This window comes from Acinetobacter sp. ANC 4218 (assembly GCF_002135245.1).
Lineage (GTDB): Bacteria > Pseudomonadota > Gammaproteobacteria > Pseudomonadales > Moraxellaceae > Acinetobacter.
In genome coordinates, this window is the sequence record NZ_NEGD01000012.1 from 23,135 (window position 1) to 43,659 (window position 20,525).

Consider the following 20,525-nt stretch of genomic DNA (forward strand, 5'->3'; position numbering starts at 1 on the left):
TGCAATAGCCTTACCCGTATTTAGATGACTCTATATGAATATCCAGTTTAATTTTCTTGGTTCAACTCACCATTTTCAACTCGAACAATCCATGGCGATTTCTGAGGTTTTGTCTCGTTTCAAAATTCAAAGCTATAAAAAAGCTTTTCTCGCTAAAGTTGACGCTCATTTCGTTGATTTACACTATGTTATCCAGCATGACTGTCACATCGAACTTTTCAGTCTGAACGATGACAATCATTTAAATCTACTACGACACTCCTATGCTTATCTATTGGCACAGGCTGTCCATCAGTTATACCCTTCTGCTCACCCCGTAGAATATAAGATTACTGATTATGGTATTTATTGTGACTTCGCCGATACTCCATCCTTTAATCAGGATGATTTGCAACAAATTGAACTGAAAATGCATGAGTGGGTACAACAACATTTAGATATACGCACAGAAAAGATTACGTCCGATCAAGCCGCTGATTTTTTTAAACAGCAAAATTCTGATTTTAAATATCAACACTTAAAAAATATGAGTGATTTAAGCACATTATATTTTCATCAAAATAATGATTTCTCTGATGTTTACTTATGTCCACTTGTTCCAAATACTGAATTTTTAGAACATTTTAAAGTGACTCATGTTTCTGGTGCATATTGGCAAGGCGACTCTACAAACCCTATGTTGCAACGAATTTATGTCACATGTTGGGCTGACCAAAAACAATTAAAAAAACATTTAAAGCAAGTTGAAGAAGCAGCAAAACGAGATCATCGTAAATTAGCACAGCAACTTGATTTGCTACATTTTGATGATAAAGCACCTGGTGCCGTATTCTGGCATGCGAAAGGCTGGAAATTATTTCAGTTATTGACAGATTATTTACGCCAGCAACAAGATGATGCGGGTTATATTGAAGTTAATACTCCCGATGTCATGGATCGTGAGCTTTGGGAAATTTCGGGACACTGGCAAAACTATCAGCAGCACATGTTTACCACAGTCACTAAAGATCAGCGGAGTTACGCGCTTAAGCCAATGAGTTGTCCTGGCGCAGTTTGTCTATATGCACATGAATTAAGAAGTTATAGAGACTTACCGTTACGCATGGCAGAATTTGGTAAAGTTCATCGCTATGAGCCATCTGGCTCTTTACATGGATTAATGCGCGTTCGCCATTTTACCCAAGATGATGCCCATATTTTTTGCACTGACAGCCAGCTTTTATCTGAATGTAAAGATACGATTGCTCTCATTTATAAAATTTATGAACAATTTGGTTTCAATGAAATTTCGATCAAATTATCCACACGTCCTGATCATCGTGTCGGTAAAGATGAAATTTGGGATTTTTTAGAAAATACACTAAAACAATCTCTTGAACAGCTTGATATCCCTTATACCTTAAATATCGGTGAAGGTGCATTTTATGGTCCCAAACTTGAATTTACCTTAAAAGATGCTATTGGTCGTGAATGGCAATGCGGGACGATTCAGGTTGATTTAAATTTACCAGAACGTTTTGATATTCATTACATTGATGAAAATAATCAAAAACAACGACCTGTGATGTTACATCGGGCTTTATTTGGATCTTTTGAACGCTTTATTGGTATTTTAATTGAACACTATGTGGGACATTTCCCATTTTGGCTTGCACCGGTTCAAATCGCAATTTTACCAATTACAGATGCACAACATGATTACGCCAAACACGTCCAAGACTCGCTTAAAAAGTATGGCTTTAGGGCAACATTAGATTTAAGTCAAACGAAATTGAACTATAAAATCCGTGAAAATACGCTACAAAAAATACCTTATCTGATCATCATTGGTGAGCAGGAAGCACAACTATCATCTGTTCGAATACGTGCGCAAAATGGAGTAGATTTAGGAGATTTTCAATACTCTGAGTTACTCGATTTTTTTAATAATACATCTACAAGCTAATCTAAGGTGTGTTGAGAATGAACGAGAGTTAATTACGCTCACACAAATATAAATCATGGCGGCAAAATTTGAGTCTATTTTATCACTACGCATGGCAATACGTTTGAATTCTTTCAATTTTCAAAGTAATTTTCGATGAAATGCCGCCATTTATACATACAACGATCAAATATACGCTGAACTTTACGCTTGGCTTTTCGGAGAATAACTGCTTTTACTCCACGATGATCAAGCTCCTTCAATAACTAAGCTACATCAAAAGCTTTATCTACTAATAATGCCTGAAAATCTATATCTTTAATCAGTGACTTAACTTCAGCAAGATCATGAGATTGTCCGGGCATTAAGCGGAATTTAACCAAATTTCCCAAACTCTCGACTAAGGCAAGGATTTTAGTAGTCATTCCATCTTGTGATTGACCAATCGCTTAGGAATAGCTCTCCCTTTTGCACCATGGCGTATTCAAGATCAGAATCCACATTGACTAATTCAAAAATTCTCGAATACACGGGCTTTCACCCAGCAGTATCAACCTTTTAAAACAGTATTCAATTTGCCAAAATCATATGGTAAATCTCTCCATCGACTACCTCTAAGTGCAGTCCACAATAAAGCTTCTAGAAATAATCTATTATTTGTACCGATCCGACCCCGATCTGTGACTTTACCGAGGCAGAGTAGTTCCATTTTTTCTCATTGAGCATCTGTAAATAGGTATCTATCCATAACGAAACTATAAACGGAATAGTTTTATTGACCTAATTCTGAACACACCTTAATACTTCAATTTAAAGCATTCGAAAATATCGGTCTTCCCAATTCCCATTAAACTCAAAGAGTGAATAACTTTTTGGCTGCTATTCAGCTGGTCTTCAAGCCTGTTTAACTTGGCAGGACATATCCCTTTTCCTTAATTAAACGTACTGCTGCATCACAAACTTCCGTATCATAAATCGTCCCGCGTCCACGTAAGATTTCTGCCAGGGCCACCTCACCCCCCAAAGCCGCACGATAAGGACGATGCGAAGCCATTGACTCAATCACGTCTGCCACGGTCAGAATACGGGCCTCAGGATGGATCTCATCACCTTTTAATCCTTTAGGATAACCGGTACCATCCATCCGTTCGTGATGCTGGCCAATGATTTCAGCAATCGGAATATTGAAAGGAACATCCTTAAGAATTTCATAACCGGCTTGTGCATGGCCTTTCATCATTTCCATTTCCAGATGAGTCAGACGAGAAGGTTTGGTCAGAATCTCGGAAGGAATAGAAATTTTACCAATGTCATGTACCAGTCCAATTTCTTCCATCTGCAGACAGCGTTTTTCATCCCAGCCCATTTCTTTGGCAATCGCACTGGCAATCAAACCGACACGGCGTTCATGCCCTGCAGTATAAGGATCGCGCAATTCCACCATGATCGATACAGCCTGCAAGGTGCCATACATGGTGGCCTCCAGCTGTTCCAGCTGCCGGGCAATCTGGTCCTGTGCCTGCTTTTGCTCGGTAATGTCCTGTGCCATAACAATTTCGGCAGGCAAGCCATCGTCCCAAGTAATGTGACGGCTATGCAAAGAAAATTCCCGGATCTGACCATTTCGATGTCGGAACGGAACGATAGATGGCATACTGAAATGCTCTGCCGGCTGTGCCTTATCCTCAGCCTGGTGAATCAACGCCAGCGTGTCTGTTGTCGGATCAGTAAACTCCAGGATATTATGTCCCGTAAGCTCTGTAGTAGACCTACCCAGCATCTCGGCATAACTCGGGTTTACGTATAAATACTGATTGTCGCGCAGTACATACATCCCGACCACGGTTTGTTCCACCATGCCACGGAAACGCTGCTCGCTGTCTCGTAATTCCTGTTCAGTTTTCCGGATAACAGTAACATCGTTCCAAGCCACAATCACATCATTACCTACAACCGCTAGTGTACGCTGTGCAATACGCGGACTGCCATCTTTTGCCAAAAAAGTGATTTCAGGAAATTGCACCTGTTCGCCATCTTTGGCCAGTTGCAAGGCATCTTTCCAATTCTGCTGCATCACCTGTCTTTGTTCTGCATCAGGTGCCACCTTTTTTAGCCAGGCTTCCCTATTTTGAAAATCGGCCAAGCTATATCCCAGCCATTTTTCGTAGGCTAAATTGACTGCAAGAATGCGCTCATCCTGTATGGAAATAATTTGCATCGGTACCGGCGACTGTAAAAACACCTGCTGGAAACGCTGTTCCATTTGTTCTGAATAGGTTTCGGCGCTCTGAAGTTGCTGCTCTGCCGAAAAACGCTCCAGTGCAAATGAAATATCTCGGGAAAGACTCTTCAGCAGCTGAATTTGCTCCTCATCAAATTCCACCTGACCGGTGGTGTACAACGCGACTAGCCCACAGAAATGGCCTTGAAACAGTAATGGAGTCAAAGCTGCCTGGCAAATTTGTTCCTGTTTTAAATAATGTATCCAGATTCGGTATTCTGGGGAAACACTCTCATCAGGATCATTGACTAGGGCATAAGTATAAACATCCACCTCTGGGCTAGTATTTTTCAGATGATTCAACGGAGTATTCTGATCCTGCTGCAAGGCAGTCTGTAAAGTGGGCAAAATGTTGGCGCTAATATTATGATGGAACTGAATCACCAGTGGACTGTCCGCCTGATCATCAACTTTCAACGCAATCAGAATTTTGGCAAAACTACCGAGCTTCAGCAGTACCTGCTGCAACTCAGTCAGCAACTGTTGCTGGTTCTGACTATGCACAATCACCCGGTTGGTTTCACTGAGCAGCTGGTACAGATAGGTTAAACGTGCTACCCGCCCCTGGGACTGTAACCGGATATAAACATCGGTGATCTGACTGGTGATATGATCGATTAAACTCTGTTCTTCATCCAGAAAAGCGGTCGCATCCTGTGCCGGATCATACCAGACGCTTAAGGTTCCGAATTGTTGAGTGTCATTGGCAAAGATCGATTGCAAACAAGGCGTCTGAGTAGGAGGTACTGTGCCAAAAACACCCCAGTCACTGTCAATCTGAAGATGAACTCGCTCCGGCGAAGAAAAGCCGGAAGGAATCGTCTGCATGACTTTGGGCAACAGCTCGGTCATGTCGAGATGCGTGTGGTTGCAGAGTTGGTTGATCTGGTTCAGACAACGCACTTCTTTTACCCGTTTTTGTACATCCTGCAGTAAAAACTGGCGGTCTGTAATATCGTGCACCACCATGACCCAGACCGTTTTTTTGCCCAAGCGTTCCGCAAATGGTGCGAGATGACATTCAACTGTTTTTTGGTCCGGCAGGTTTAGCTGGATTAAAAACTCTTGCGGTGTTTGCTGCAGTCTAGAACACACTAGACAATCTTCGGCCTTTACCCGAGGATCATGTACCAGCTCATGCACGGAACGTCCGGTCAATTGTGCCGCAGCAATACCGTGTAGCCGGGCTGCCGCCAAATTCACCTGCTGAATGGTTTGGTCTGAATTCACAATATAGGTCGGATCAGGAATGGTGTCATAGGTGCTAGCAGCTTTAGAGAGCATGCTAAAAGGCTCTTTGATGGTCGACTCGACCAGTGCCAGATAGATAAACCAGTAGGAATAGACTTTCAGAATATGCCCCAGCAGATTGGCATCTGCATATACGGATACATATTGAGTAAAAGCAAATTCAGAGGCCATCATGGTCAGCATGGAAAGGCTGACCCCAAACGTCAGTTGGGCCGATAAATATTCGCGGCGGCGCCAGACTAGTATCTGCGCCATTGCCAGCACCGCAATAATCAGATATTCACTGTAAATTTTAAAAGGAGTCAGGCCTTGCCCATCAACAAAGGCGGTGGGGAAAAAACCCAACATGACTGCCATCACAATCCCGACACTGACTAAACCAAAAAACAGGTTCAACGGGATAGGCTTGATCGCGCGTGTCAACATAAACGGTGCGGCAAGCATGGCCAAGGCCTGCAATAATCGAGCGCCAACCCATAATTGTGTGGCCTGATTGGCGCTGTCCACCGGAAGAATCTGCATGCCTTTGTATAGCAGAGTATGGAACAGATCAATAAATCCACACCAGCCAATGGCAATCGCAATGAAAACTACAAAATAATTTTTAGTAAAATGCCGCGATACCACAGTCACTATCAGTGCTGTAAGCGCGATAATGATGGAAATCAGTTCCGCGATGGTATGGGTAAAGACGAAACCAAAACTTTGATTGGTCCACCAGATCAGCAAGGCAAAAATCGTCGGAGGAATGATCATCATATAAGGAGAAATAAACGACTTAAGGTCGAATACATCCGGTGAAAATAAGTCACGAGATGATTTAGGCATAAAGTTCCCCAATAAAGTTCGAAAATGGCCTTATGTCATAGCATTGTTTAAAATTTTGTATTGTCTGAAAATTCACATGTTTATTATAACATTAGGCTGGTGTAAATAATCCGTGAATACCTTCCATGAGAGCTGTCTACAGCTAATCTTATATATCAAATACCTTAACTCTCTCCGTCGTGTTTGCATCAGTTAGATACCTGAAATTAACGCGTGCAGTTACGTCCCTCACGCTTGGCCTGATACAGCTGCTGATCTGCCATTTTCAGTACCTCTTCCACATCCTTAGAACTATGCGGCCAATAAGCAATGCCAATTGAAATGGTGACGATGCCAATTTCCTCGATTTCAGTGATTTCAACTGCCTTTCGTAGTCGTTCTGCCGCCTGAAAAACGGTGATCGGGTCTGAAGCAGCCATTAAAATAATAAACTCCTCTCCCCCTGAACGGCAGCAAATGTCATTGTCACGAAAATGATATTTCATCAGTCTGGCCAATCTTTGTAAGACAATATCGCCTTTGTCATGGCCATAGCTGTCATTTACCTTTTTAAAAAAATCGATATCCACTGCCAACACCGCAAATTCGGTACGCACACGCACAAATTTTTCAAGAAACAGCTTCATCCCTCGGCGATTATATAAACCGGTCAACGGATCGGTATTCACCGACTGATTCAGCTCATCAATTTTTTCCTTAAAATTCTGAGAACTTAGCATCAGGGAATTTTTGAACTGATTAACCTCAAAATATACAGGGTCAATTCTGTTAATTTTTTCCTGAATCTCAGGCTGATTGAGCATACTAGCCATTTTCGCCAAATGGTTTAAAGGTAGTGCAATCAAACCCGATAAACGCCAGACCACAAAGAAAATGAAGAAATAGAACAGGGTAATCCCGATGGATACGCTGATAATGATACTGTTGGCTTGAGCAAACAGCTCGTCAATCGGCTGCTGCGATACCACAATCCAGTTCACACTGGGAATATGTGAAAAACCGATCAGACTCTCTATACCTTGGCCGTTCATCAGACGAAAAGCACCATCTTGTTGCTGAAGCATCGGGGTTAAGCCATCACTGACCTGGACTTTCTGGCCAATTTTCCGAGTATCGGCATGAAAAATGATGCGTTTTTGGTCATCCATAACATAAGTATAATTTTTCTTGTAACCATATTTGGAGGCCAGCATTTCACTGACCAGATTCTTGCTTTGCAGATAAATCGTACCGGCGATAAAGCCCAAGTATTGCCCCTGGGTATCGAAGACTGGTTCAGAAATAATCACGATCAGTCTTTTGGTTGATGACCAGTAGGGAGAAGAAATATAAGTTTGCTTGCGTTTGAGCGACTCGGTGATGCCAAGGGTTTTATGGATCTGTTTAGAATCAATCTTTAAGCTGGTCGGGAAAAATGAAATGATATGCCCTTCCCGGTCAACCAGAAAAACACTGTTGAAATGTCCGGACTGGCTTTTCAGGCGTGCCGTTTCACTATTTCGCAGGCTGGCACTAGCAAAATCTTGACCGAGCAGCTTGGCACTAAAGCGTAAATTTTTTAAGATTTCTTCAAACTGATAGTTGGTATGGGCAGCAATCCTAGAGGAATATTCAGCATTCAAGGCCAGAGAGTTATCGATCAGGCGCTCTTTCACTGTATAGTTAACAAAAAATAAAGCAAAGACGAACAGACAGGTCACGCTTAAAACTGTTAAAAGTAATATTAAGCTGCGCAGATTTAAACGAGGCGCCAGTAAAACCTGTTTCAATAGGGCAGTTCCAAGTCATTATTTATGATACTTATATCACAAAATAATAAAAAAACACGGTTTATTTCAATAACATCGACGTGAGTCAAATCACCCAGAAATGACCGTCAATTTTTCCGGCCTTATTTGTTTTACCGAGCGTTCAACGAATGCACTGCCACTGTAGTACAGAAGGGAGTCAATGCTTGCGAAGTATGCTTTGGGCATTCATCGCTGTTTCTGCCTGAACTGATGATTCCAGGAAAATGGCCTGAACATGCAGGGTACCAGATTACTTGGAGTCGCGGGGTTCCTGCATTTTTACGCTCAGCACAGGTTCAGATCATTTAACCAGCAATGAACACCGCCGATATCGATTTTTTTTATGCTATATTCCCAGTTAAGACTTATATTTGTGATATAAATCACACGACTTATTTTCCCTAAAAGTTTGAACTTATTACAAGGTTTTTGGATTTCCATGCAAACATATATTCCTTATCAGCTGCGGGTAAAGTTAAAACAAATTGATCCTATTCTCGATAAGCATTGGCAACAACAACTACAGTCCATCCTATCGACGACGCCGCAGGCATTGCATCAGAAAATAGAAGACCAGTACCTGAAAGCCAAGAATATCGCATGGAATTACCTAAACCAGACCTTTGAGTTTAAAGGTCATACTAACCTAACAAATCTTCAGCTTGATACGCACAACGCCGAATTACTGCAACTCGCGCACAGAATAAAGAGTACATTCAGCTATCTGCAAGGCTATCAAACCGACTTTCAAATTGCCGATTACCTAGAAAGTATTGTGCGTGAAATTAACCAGATTGATCTGGAACATTCAGCAGACATTCAGGCACAGCAACTGATCAAAAAAGCCTTTCTGTATGATGCTGCCCTGATTATTCGGGACTTAGATTTTACGGTTTCTGAAAATCACCGGCATTTGGATATTGAGCAGGTTCGAACTTTTATCTTTGAAATTTTTATGAAAAGTGAAATTCTGGGAAGCTGGTTTGCCCATATTTTGCCGAGTGAATATGCAGAACAGGAACTGGCAATTTTTCAGGATTATTTTATTCAGCAACAACGCGTTCGCGACTTTGAAATTATCAAAACCTTTCAATATTATTTTGTCCTGAGCAGCACCTACGACAGTTCAGTTTCTGCCTATTCAATTCGCCGTTTTTTAACCGAAGAAAACTTTGGTAAAGAGGATCGATTCTATATCAGTGGTTTGGTTCTTGACCCGCAACAGCTGGATCAAGCGGATTATTTTGCAAATTTTAAACAGCTGATGAACCGAATCATTGGTATTCAGCGCAAAATGAATCCGCATATTGTGGAACTGATTGAATCCCTGCATGAATATAATCAGCAAAATCTCATCCCAAGTTTAAAAGAAATTTTAAATATTCAAAGTTTTTCTATCGACCACCTGGTGAAAGAGCATCTGGAAATCTTAGAAAAAGATTTATCCTTAAATATTCTTGAACCCTTTCTAAAAGGTTTAAAAAACAGTGTGCAACATACCGATGAACTAGAATATTGCTATTTAAATATTTCAAGGTTAATTAATGAGTTTCTGCATCAACTGGAAATTTTATCGCAGCAACCGATGCTACAGTTTAATCAGCATGCACGTCTGTTCAAATATCGCTTAATTGCCTATTTAAAATTACTGGAACAACGTCGTGCCCAAATCTTTATGATCTTTCACGATGAATTTCAGTATCAGCAACAGCTACGAGCAGTTTCAGCCCCCACTCAGGAAATTAGGGAACTGCTCAATAGCGCGATGGAACAAACACGCCAGATCCAGCAGCACATACGCCAGTTAGAACGCGAAATGCAAAATGCCGAAAATAGCAGTTTTCTTAAACGGCTGTTTAAAAAATCTGAAAATCATGAATTGAAGATCAATGAATTAAAACAGAATCTGATCGAGGTTCGAGATCGTTGCTATATTAGAATTATTGCTATTCAAAAACAGGCCTCTCAAGAGAGTGTTTATCTGGAAGCGAAGAATTTAATTTCGGTGATTGACTCTAAAGTACGGCATTATGCCTTTGCTAATGGTGAAAATGGCGTAACACGTTTACCGCTTCTGTTACAGTTACCTGAAGACCGCAATAACTTTAATATGCAGAGCATCCTCATGGCATTAAACTATGATTTTTTGCTCTCTGCAAAGAGTTGGAAATTGTCACAAAAGACCTAAGGCAAGGTTGTGAACTATCAAGAGGAAGGTAAATCAACAAGCTGATTTAAGAGTTGATTTTAGTGCTGCTCAATTGTCTTAATTAAATAAGTAGTTGAAAATAAGAGCTGATTTATCAACTCTTATTTTTTGAAATAATTATTAGTTAGAACGCTAACGTGGATAGGTTCTTTTGATCTCGATGCGTTTTATCATAAGAAAGCCCATGAATCGACAATCAGCACCTCCCATATGTAGGGTAAGCTTAGACATTAGTTTAGCTTAATGCCAAAATATAGTGATTCTTGTTGCTGGGGCAACAATTCAACAAAGGTGGTTTTTACCCTGCTCGCATTATCTTCAACCGCTTCACCACTGCTGGTCATAGGTAAAACTGTCCCTGATTTCCAGGGCTGAGTATAAGCGGGGTACATATCGTTAATGACCACATTGCTTAACGGCGCATTACCCATATTTTTCACCAAGATACGATAAATTAAACATTGATTTGGCTTCAAGTTTTCATTTTGTACCGTATAGGTTGCGTTCATAACTGCTGACTTATCTGGCATATCGCAATTTTCAACTTTCAGCTGCGATTTAAGAATTTTTAATTGGTTTGGGCTAACCGTAATTAAATCGGTATTCATCAGATCAACTAATGCTATTTCTTTTCCTGTATTATCTGGTTTAACAATCAATTTTACCTGGCTGTTCATACCATTCGTCGCAGTAGCAGGTGCTTCAGCCTTTATTAATAAAGTGACGGATTGGTTTGGTCGAATAATATGGCTTAACTCTGTTTCTAGATCGGATAGCAATGTATCGGTCGCATCCAGCATATCATTACCATTTTTATCGACAAATAATGTATATAAAAAACCATCTTTGCCATTCACGGCATTCAGACTGACTTTAACTTTGGTTTCATCTGCTACGCCATAGTTGGTCAAACGATGCAAGAATACGTATGTACCGCCAACACCTACCTGTGCACTCTGGTCATTGGTCAGTTCGAGCAGCCGTTTTTGAGCTGGAGGAATCACAGCATCTAAAATAACGTCACCCAACCCTGATTGCAGTGATTCAATTGCGAACCAGATATTGGTGGTCGCTGTCACAGATGGGGAGACGGTAACCACGGCGCAGACTTGTGCTACGGTATTTGCTGCAACATTCAGTTGGGTAATTTGCTGAGTGTTTAAACCCATTTTACATTGAGCCTCATCCGCCTTATAAAATTCGATTTTCAGGCCGGAGGTAAAAGAATTGATGCCACTCTTGACTAATGTTGAATAGCTGCCAGTACTGAGTGTTGGAGCAATTGCAGTACTAGAGGCATACAGTTGATAGTCCTGTGCCAAGGTCGCTTCATTTTTAATGCTTAAAGGAAAATAAGCCTTATTTTCCTGGCTGGATTTGGTCCAGAGTGGCTGACCATTATTGTCAATCACAAATAGACCTGTTCCGGTTTTGCTAGCATCCGTATTCAATAAATCATTTTTTGCAGCATACAGGTTTTTAGCGATCGCATTATTATTGTCAAGGTTAATATCATTTGATGTCGTGCTGACTTCAGCCTGATTCGCAACATACCCTTTATTTTCACCAGTTCCAGTATCACTCGCACTGACTTTTAAATTAGACAAAGTGAACTTAAACTTTGCTTTTCCTGGTACATTGCCCAAAGCTAAACCTGCAGTAGAAAATAATTGACTTGCTGCATCAGTTGCAGAAGTAAATGCAGGACATGTTGCTGTTGTTCCTTCATTTTCAATTGCAGTACAAGTCAGTTGGGTTGTTGAATTTTTGATTAAATTAGAAATTAATACATCTTTTAGAATGACATTTGATGCGATGCCCCTAGCTTTATTTTCCAGAATTAAATCATAAGAAACAGTGTCTTCCGGCAACGGTGCTTTCTCATTCAAGGTTTTAGTAATACTTAAATCAGTATCATCATCTTGAATTAGATAATTAAAACTCGAAACTGGAGTATTTCCACATAACTCTCCAGTACTAGTAATTACAGCTCCTCCTGATTGAATACTATCTAAACCAAAAGGAATAACTTTATCCCCATCTATTATTTCATTATTTTTTACTTTAATTACTAAACCTTTAACAACGACTCCATTATCATAGTCCAGTAATGGATTATATTTTATAACATAATCAAAAGAATAATTACCATTGATACTATTTACCGTAATAGGAGTTAATTGTTCAGTTCCATTAATTAAATTCACCTGATACAGTTCATAATCTTTTCCTAAAATTGCAGCATTTGAAATAGAAGAATTATCTATTATAAACTTAACAGTTAAATCTTGTTTTACATTACCAACAATATTGAAATCAACAGAATGTGTCTTGCCAATATCACTTTCCAATACAACACCTGATGAGGCAGAAAACTCAATTGCCGGTCTTAATTGAACATTAACGTTATCAATAAAGTTTCCATATGTAATATTATTATAGGTACGGGCTTCAAAAATAAACTCGTATTTACCAGCCTGCGCAATAACTCCTGCTAACGAAAAAATTTTTTTCCCAGTATTGGCCCATGTTTTTGTGGTCGTATGAGTAGGACTCAAACCAATAGACATGACTTTAGAAACTGTTCTACCATTTACCTTACCAATATAGAATTCAGCTTGTTCTGATGCAACACTACGGGTTGCATGATCAAAACTCCAGGTAAAACTATCGTCTGGTAATAAACATATACTTTGATAAATATTTGAAGCTTCTTCGGCATTTAACTCAATGTACTGGTTAGTGGCATTATTAGTTACGTTTGGATTATTACTAATTCCATCAGGGCCTCCACCTTTCCAAAACTCCATTGGATATTCTTTACCTGAATATCTTTTATGCGTAGTTCTCCAGCCGGGTATATATTTCGAGGTGCCCACTAAAGTAGGATTTGCATCCAGCAACTCATAGTTCGCTGTAAGAGTGGGTTTCTGTAAATCCATATTTATGAAACTACGCTGAATTCTTTGATTATTTTTCGGTAAGTTTATATCAGCAGCTTCTGTAGCTACACTATATACCATAAAACAAGTAGCCAGAATATTACGCCAAATAGATTTTTCCATGATTCTATCCCTGCTATCTTTAATTATGGTTCAAGCTGCAAATCTTGCCACTGTGGCTGTACATGCACTTCATTATCAAATTGAATTACCACCCGACGGCTTTTAGCATGCGCAATCTTTTGCTCTACATCTTGAATCAAGGCTAACTTCCCTTTGGCTTGCTCAGACATACGACTTTGCTGTACACCTTGTGCAATTAAATACTCACGCACTGCATCAATACGACGCTGTGAAAGTTGTAAATTATAGGCTTGGCTGGCTCGCGGATCTGTATATCCCACCAAAGTCATCTGGATGTCAGGGGACTCAAGCAAAAAGGTGCTTAAGTGATCCAGGACCGCTTTTGCTTCAGCATTTAAATCGGCGCGATCCACGGCAAAATGCACCACATTTTCAATCTTTGGATCAGGTTCTGTTAAGGCTGGCTTGCTGGTCTGGTCCTGGATAGGAGCTGACACCTTCAATGGCCAGTAATCAGAATTGCCCCCTTGGCAGCCCGGCCCATTGAGCTGCTTCAAACTTGGTAAAGCTTGGCCATCCCATTTCACTGTATCAATATGATCCTGTCGTGTTGCGACAGCCACCTGGTATAGCGCCTGTTCAGCAGCATCAAAATGTTCTCTCGCATGTCGCCAGCCCAGTTCGCAATATTCTGCTGCCGCCCAAACCAGCATCACTTCTGCATGGGCCAATTGCTCAGGAGCTTTTTCCAATGCCCCGCTTTGTTTGAAATATTCCACCTGCCACCATAAGTCCCGGCGCATGACTTGTGAAACAGTTAAAATAGGCGTAGTTAAACTGAGCGGCTTTTTCTGGGCTAATTTTTCTGCAATCTGACGCCCTTGAGCTAGAGCTTCCATTCCGGCAGTCGTTAGACTCCGTTCTGAAAACTCATTTTTCGCATAACTTAACCAGATCTGTGCTTTAGAGGCCTGATAACATGTTTGAGCATCACTGACCTGCTGATAAGGCTGTAACTGCTGGCTTAACACTTCGGCTTCAACAGCAGAGGACTGCAGGGTCTGTGCCTCAACAGAATGGCATACGGGATATAAACAGGCGCTGAGCAGAAACATTGATTTTAATCGCATGAATTATTGCTCCTGCACCGGTTCTAAAGAAGAATTTACTACAGGATTACGGCGTCCAAACAAGTCCTCATCAAATTTGAATCTAAATCTTAAATAGGCCCCTTGACCGCTGGAACTGGTATTGGCTAATTCATCATCCTGATAACCGAGGAAATTATATCCTGCAGAAACCCAGAGATTGGTTGCCAGCAAATAACCCACTTCTGCACCCAGCAAATAACGTGTCCCTGCCCCATGGTTTGCCCAAAGTGAACCGGCTTGTACACTCATATCCCAGCGTTCATTCAAATCATAAATGACCCGACCACTGAGTAACTGGGTTAAAGCCGAACTTGTAACTTTGTCTTCATCCAAGGTGGACCATTTTGCTGCATACTGACCGGACAAGGTCAGCTGGCGATAAGGATGATAGTTTAAATGTGTAGATGACACATAGGATTCACGCTTAAATGCCGCTTCTAGGTCAGTTGCATTATCCTCATAGTAATATTCAATTTTTGACAGGACATCCAGTTGATTGTGCTCATCATCACGCCATGCCAAACCCAGCTGGAAACGGTTTCGCAGATGATCACCGCGCTCGGCGTCTTTATTATCGACAAAATTAACCGTATTTTTGGTCAAAATCGTGGCATCATCTGTCAACTTACGGGCAAAACCAATGCTATTGATCATCGTATCGGAAGTGTCGGAACGACGTGCCTCTAAACGCGTCATAGCTTTCCAATTGTCGTGAACCAAATATTCCAGACCCAGACTTGCTGCTGTTGAATCATTATCGCTATTTTCAATATTTTTAGACAGGCTTTGAATTCGTTCAAAACTGCTACTGACATATACACGCGGCTTAATCTGCCAACGGTTGCGTAAACCCATAGCCGCTTCCGCCTCACGGTTACTCATGCCATCTGCAACACGGTATTCACTAAATGCGGAAGCATCTTTCATATACTGACTGGAAATACCCAATACCGTGCTGTTGGTTTCTTCCGTAGTATTCATGGAATACAAACCGTCAATCGCAGAAATCACTTCATGACGGGCATAGACTTCAGTATTTGGCAGGACTTTAACTGCCCCGCCTACAGAGAGAACCTGTTTATCGGAATTGGAGAGATCCTGTTCATACTCGACAAAGGCTGATGCCCCTTTCCACGGCAAGTTACCGGTAAATTTGATACGCCCGGTAGTACCATTATATGGGCCCTGATTTTCTGTTGCCGAAGTTGCAGCTGTACTGGTTTCGTCATAATGACGTAAACCTAATTCCACGGCGAGAATTTTAAAGAAATTACATTCCAGACTGGCAGACACACCGGTACGTACCCCATTATTGTTTTGGTCTTCAGTACGAATCGCTTCCATACGAGCCAAACCAAGCTTCGCAATCAGTGCTGAAACTTTTATCCCACTTTCTTTACGTCCTGCACTAATAGTGGCTGCATCATTTTGAAATCCGTCTTCTGCTTGCTGGTGATACACTCGCACATGGGCAAAACTTGGTGCATATTCAAATTCTACCCGGGCAGCCATGCCTTCATCCTTCTCGCCAGCTACACCGCTATTGATCTGGGTCACTTGATCTGCTGTAGAATTCGTATTCTTCGACTGTGCCACTTCGGCAATCACTTTAGCATACTGGCCCAGTTTCACCACAGTATTTAAACTGGCAATTTGTTCTTCTTTCAGGGGATCATTACTTTGAACAAATGAGCCGCCAATTTTGAGCTGCGGCTTCATCGCATAACTAAAGCTAAGACCACCAACTTGATATTCTTCACCAATTTCGTCCGCCTCAACCGTAATACGAATAAAGTTTGGATTGAGGTCTCTATCTACACTCGGGACTGCTTGTTTTAAATAAATGCTGTTGCTATAGGTATCGACTTCATAATCAGAAAAACGGGTAAGGGTTTGTTTTGCAATAATCAGGCCCGGGTTATTGCGGTCACGGGTCAGCACTTCAACTTTTTCACTGTTTTCTAAAATCAGATCATTTGAAATTGAACCGAGACTATATGGACCAGAAATACCCAGAGCACGATTTTCAGTGACCACTTGACGCGACTTGGTTTTAGCGACAAAAGCTGAAGATTGGAATTGGTCACCTTCATGCCCCACTTTAAGCCCTGTCAATGAACGGTTATATTGCCCTAAAGCTAAACCTTCATCTTTCTCTGTACGGGTCACGTAGTCACCATACATGGCATAGGAACGTCCTTTGTCTAAACGGACATACAATTTGCTGGTCGATTGTGCTTCAAAGCCTTTTGCCGCAGCATCACCATAAACCGGATAATATTCATCAGGTTGAATATCTCGGAACAGGCGTTGTTTGGAACTTTTATTTGAATCATAGGCAAGAGTTAAAAGATAATCACCTTTAACTTTACCTTTAAGGAACATCGCAGCACGACCATTCAACGAGGTGTCGTTACCCCACTCGGCAATTTCATTCAACTCGTCTTCAAAGCCATCATTACGATTAACACTATGCAGCTGTTTGCTATCAAAATTATTGAAGTTAATCGAGCCTTCAATTAAACCGACTGCAATCAGAGGACGTAAATCTGCCTCAAACTGGATATCTATTTCTTGTTTAAGTAAACCGCTACTGACGCGCAGTTTTCCACGTCCAGCAGTATTCGGTGCAATAATCGGTATAATCATCTCGCCGCCATCAATGAAGGTTTGAATCCCGGGCTCATTTGGATTCAAATCTTGCAGATCAATCATACCGATGTCACTGTCTAAGGTCAGTGCGGTACGTGTAGCGACTTTTATTCCTTGTTTGTCTTGTAGCTGTACCACCAGTTGCATAACATCACGGCCATTTGCCATCACGGATGCTTGAGGTTTTTTTAACTTGATGTCATGAATGTCATCTGGAACAATCACTTGAATCTGCTGGCTTTCCCGGATATTACCCGCAAAATCCAATTGCTCCACACGGATGCTATTTTTACCCGTGCTTAATGCTACACCTACATATTCAACCCCTTGCTTACGCTGCTCATCCAGGATGACCAATTTACCGCGCTGCTTTTCTTTCACAATGACATCATTGACTAAAACACGTTGTGTCGCGCCTGCTGCACCCTGGACTTGAATAGTCGTTTGGGCAAAAGGGAGAACCTGTCCTTCCTTAAGATTTAATATTTCCAGGCTATTGTGATCATTACGCTTTAAATATTCTTCAAGATTCACCAAAACAGGAGGTTTAACTGGATCTATGCGTAATTGCGGTTGCTTTGCTTGAGCAGATTCCCCACGATTGAGCAGGCAATTTTGATCATTCTCACTGGCCAAACAGCCTTGGGAATTTTCTGAACGCGTACTGGTTTGTAGATAGCTCGGCGCATCAATAGAAAGTTGCTTGTTAATCGCCTTTTCAAGATTTAAATTACTGCTATTAATTTTTTCTTGACGCTGTTTTACCACATCCGTTAATGGTGCAGAACATGTGCCTGCTTGATCCACCATTGCGAAATCAGCACGATGTAATTCACCACGTTTTACATCGACAAAACGGCTAGAAGGGTCCCCGGCATTGCGGTTAGACTGGGTGATCAATTCAGCACCTGCCGGCAAAGTGGTGCGATCTAATTTCAGTACATGGGTCTTTGCGGATACGCCATAGAAATCATATTTGCCTTCACGGTCAGTAATCACATAACTGCCATCTTCCATGTACAGCCGTACACCCGGCACACCTAATTCACCTTTGTCCTGGATTCCGTTGCGGTTACAGTCAGTATAAACCTTACCCACCACAAACGCGTCAGCACTGAATACACCTGGGCGAACTTTCACTTTGGCCTGTGCTTCATTGGAACTTAGACCGTAACGATCAACGGCACGTGCCCGGTTAATCCCATCACCATTTAAAGCATTCGGTCCAACCAGAACACGGTATTCAATTTTAGCATTCGCATTTACGGCAAGATCACCTAACCCCAAAGTTAAATACGGACCTTTTCCGCCTTCAGGATCAGCCACTGGCTTGCCATCAATCCGCATGCTATTTGGCACATAACTAAAACCACGCGGTAAGGTATCTTGCAATTTGACATCATGTGCCAGCTGATCACCCTTATTACTCACGGTAATGCTGTAATTGGTGAAATCACCCAGCTCTACCGAACTGTCCCGTACGGTTTTCTTGACCATTAATAGCGATTGATCCAGTAGCGGATCAATCGGTATATCAATATTCAGCGCTGGGCTAGCGGCGGTTAAAGTAAACAGGCCACCATAAGACCATGCCGGATGCACAGCCTTGCCATTAAATGAATCCACCGGATAAAGTGCCTGGTTGCTGGCAAAACTATACTTTCGGCCTGGAATTGTGGTGGTATCCACCATCAGTTTATAGCTGCCCGGCTTGACATGTGGATAAACAAATTGACCGGTCGACGAGGTAACCTGTCGTACAGGAAACGGCTTTAGTTCACCAGTCACCCGATCATGTTCAAATACAACATTATCTGCAACAGGCTGACCGAATTCATCTGTCAAAGTGACGGTTGCACCCTCGACCGCCTGGCCTGTTTTTGCATCAAAGACAACTCCGTAGGGATCAATCAGCACTTCTGTGGTGATCTCCGTTGAGATGTCTTCAATATTTTGGCTAACCTTACCCTGCTCGTCCAAGCAGTCGGTCAGGTGAATACTGACCTGATCGCGCTTGAGCGTCTGTAAAATATGATCGCTGAGGTTTTTTTCAGCCTTTTCCTCAGTATCCACGGTGAACTGAAATATGCCGGTATTTTCACCACTTTCTACTGCATTGACATAAACAATATCGCCCGTCAGTTTGGAGACCAGTTGAATACGAACCTGATCTGAAACAGAGCGGTTGGCATTACAGATGGCGGCATCTGCTTTGACATAAATAGGCTCGTTCACCGTCCCGGTTTCAACGACTTTCTCGAAATTACTGGTTGTGCTTTCAATGACCAACTTGCCTGCAACTTTGGTTTCCACTCGATTAGACAGGGTTTTTTTACTGCCTGTAGCAGAACGGTGTAGCACATACGCTTCATTGCGCAAAGTGGTATAGCTCAGGATTGGATTGGTTTTGACCGTCAAGCGGACTGTGCTTTTTTGCTGAGGCTGAAATGGTTTTTTATAAGCAACGACAGCATAGCCAATTTTATTCTTGTCACTTGGCAAATAACGCGTATATTCCCCTTCTGCAATTCGATGTAGAACTTCAACCTCCTGATTTTTCTCAAGAACCTGAATGTCTTCAAAAACGGTATTGGCTGGAATAGGATCCTCAACAATCACTAGGGACTGTAATTGTCCATCAACCTTTACCTCTGTCGGAGTCACTGCAAGATCAGCGGTATTGGAAATGATCAAGCTATAGTTCAGGGTCTGTGCTTGCTGACTGGCATTGAGCAAGCTTTGGTCCACTTGTTTTTCTATTTTTAATTTTGGCTCAATAATTTGTACAGGATCTTTAACGGTTTTTTGTAGTTGTGGCTCTTCACGAATTTGTGCGACTAAAGGGAGTTCGAGCTTGGTCTGATCAGGTGTCTGTAATGACGTATCTGCAACCACCCACACATGAACGGTCTGATTGGGTTGTAATTGTAATCCATTTTCAATCAGTGTATCTGAAATATCAAATACCCCATCTTGATTGGCATCGAGGTAAATTTTAAAATTTGATAAGTAATTAGTTTGTGTGAGTTCAAAATCAAACCATGCATTTGTATTACTGGTATTGGTCAACTGGTTTAACCAAATCACTTTCGAACCGGCTTCTACCTGTTGAAGTTGATCTGGAAATAACTCGAAACCATAGAACTTGGCAATTTCAACATTTACCGCATTGGATTGAGTCGTTTGCAGCAATTGTCCACCATTCAAATCGCTGACTTGGTAACTTGCATAAGCAATGTTCTGGATGATCTGGCCAGCAACCGGCATTACCGCATGACTTTGCTGTGCAAAGAACAAAGCTGAAGCAAGCGCAGACAAAGATAACGTCTCCACTTTTTTATTCATTGCTTTTTTCATTGCCACGCCCCAAAACAAAAAAATATTAAAATACAAACGATAAAAATGAGTTCCTC

Annotated in this window: 8 protein-coding genes; 2 read left to right on the forward strand and 6 right to left on the reverse strand. The window is 41.5% G+C overall.

All coding sequences use genetic code 11. From position 1 onward, the window contains the following. Nucleotides 1-34 precede the first annotated feature (34 nt). The gene (thrS, locus tag B9T38_RS12475; protein ID WP_086197113.1) at nucleotides 35-1,945 is read left to right on the forward strand and encodes a threonine--tRNA ligase; all 1,911 of its coding nucleotides are present in this window, start codon (nucleotides 35-37) and stop codon (nucleotides 1,943-1,945) included. Between the two features lie 529 nt (nucleotides 1,946-2,474). On the opposite strand, the gene B9T38_RS17135 is transcribed toward thrS, so the two are convergent. The 3 genes from B9T38_RS17135 to B9T38_RS12490 form a co-directional block, all read right to left on the reverse strand. Next, nucleotides 2,475-2,633, reverse strand: a complete 159-nt coding sequence (locus tag B9T38_RS17135) for a transposase (RefSeq protein ID WP_171263236.1) — start codon at nucleotides 2,631-2,633, stop codon at nucleotides 2,475-2,477. A gap of 195 nt (nucleotides 2,634-2,828) precedes the next feature. Then, nucleotides 2,829-6,284, reverse strand: coding sequence for an MASE3 domain-containing protein (locus B9T38_RS12485; RefSeq protein WP_086197114.1), 3,456 nt, complete (start codon nucleotides 6,282-6,284; stop codon nucleotides 2,829-2,831). Between the two features lie 206 nt (nucleotides 6,285-6,490). Continuing rightward, nucleotides 6,491-8,053 carry a sensor domain-containing diguanylate cyclase gene (locus tag B9T38_RS12490; RefSeq protein ID WP_086197115.1) on the reverse strand — a complete coding sequence of 521 codons (1,563 nt, stop codon included), beginning with the start codon at nucleotides 8,051-8,053 and terminating at the stop codon, nucleotides 6,491-6,493. Nucleotides 8,054-8,513: 460 nt separating this feature from the next. Between B9T38_RS12490 and B9T38_RS12495 the strand changes: the two genes are divergently transcribed. After that, the gene (locus B9T38_RS12495; protein ID WP_086197116.1) at nucleotides 8,514-10,262 is read left to right on the forward strand and encodes a hypothetical protein; all 1,749 of its coding nucleotides are present in this window, start codon (nucleotides 8,514-8,516) and stop codon (nucleotides 10,260-10,262) included. A 251-nt stretch (nucleotides 10,263-10,513) separates the two neighbouring features. Here B9T38_RS12495 and B9T38_RS12500 read toward each other — a convergent pair whose 3' ends face one another. From B9T38_RS12500 to B9T38_RS12510, 3 genes are read right to left on the reverse strand one after another with little or no spacing between them, the layout of a single operon-like run. Then, the gene (locus B9T38_RS12500; protein WP_086197117.1) at nucleotides 10,514-13,348 is read right to left on the reverse strand and encodes a DUF11 domain-containing protein; all 2,835 of its coding nucleotides are present in this window, start codon (nucleotides 13,346-13,348) and stop codon (nucleotides 10,514-10,516) included. Nucleotides 13,349-13,371: 23 nt separating this feature from the next. After that, a complete protein-coding gene (locus tag B9T38_RS12505; protein ID WP_086197118.1) occupies nucleotides 13,372-14,439 on the reverse strand; it encodes an OmpA family protein in 1,068 nt (355 codons plus the stop codon). Nucleotides 14,440-14,442: 3 nt separating this feature from the next. Then, complete coding sequence (locus tag B9T38_RS12510) at nucleotides 14,443-20,469, reverse strand: SdrD B-like domain-containing protein (RefSeq protein ID WP_086197119.1); 6,027 nt, start codon at nucleotides 20,467-20,469, stop codon at nucleotides 14,443-14,445. Between the last annotated feature and the right edge of the window lie 56 nt (nucleotides 20,470-20,525).

Bases quoted from the DNA above. Each gene is read 5' to 3' on its own strand.
- B9T38_RS12495 (WP_086197116.1), top strand. From the start codon at position 8,514: ATGCAAACATATATTCCTTATCAGCTGCGGGTAAAGTTAAAACAAATT.
- B9T38_RS12510 (WP_086197119.1), bottom strand. From the start codon at position 20,469: ATGAAAAAAGCAATGAATAAAAAAGTGGAGACGTTATCTTTGTCTGCG.
- B9T38_RS17135 (WP_171263236.1), bottom strand. From the start codon at position 2,633: ATGGAACTACTCTGCCTCGGTAAAGTCACAGATCGGGGTCGGATCGGT.
- B9T38_RS12500 (WP_086197117.1), bottom strand. From the start codon at position 13,348: ATGGAAAAATCTATTTGGCGTAATATTCTGGCTACTTGTTTTATGGTA.
- thrS (WP_086197113.1), top strand. From the start codon at position 35: ATGAATATCCAGTTTAATTTTCTTGGTTCAACTCACCATTTTCAACTC.
- B9T38_RS12505 (WP_086197118.1), bottom strand. From the start codon at position 14,439: ATGCGATTAAAATCAATGTTTCTGCTCAGCGCCTGTTTATATCCCGTA.
- B9T38_RS12485 (WP_086197114.1), bottom strand. From the start codon at position 6,284: ATGCCTAAATCATCTCGTGACTTATTTTCACCGGATGTATTCGACCTT.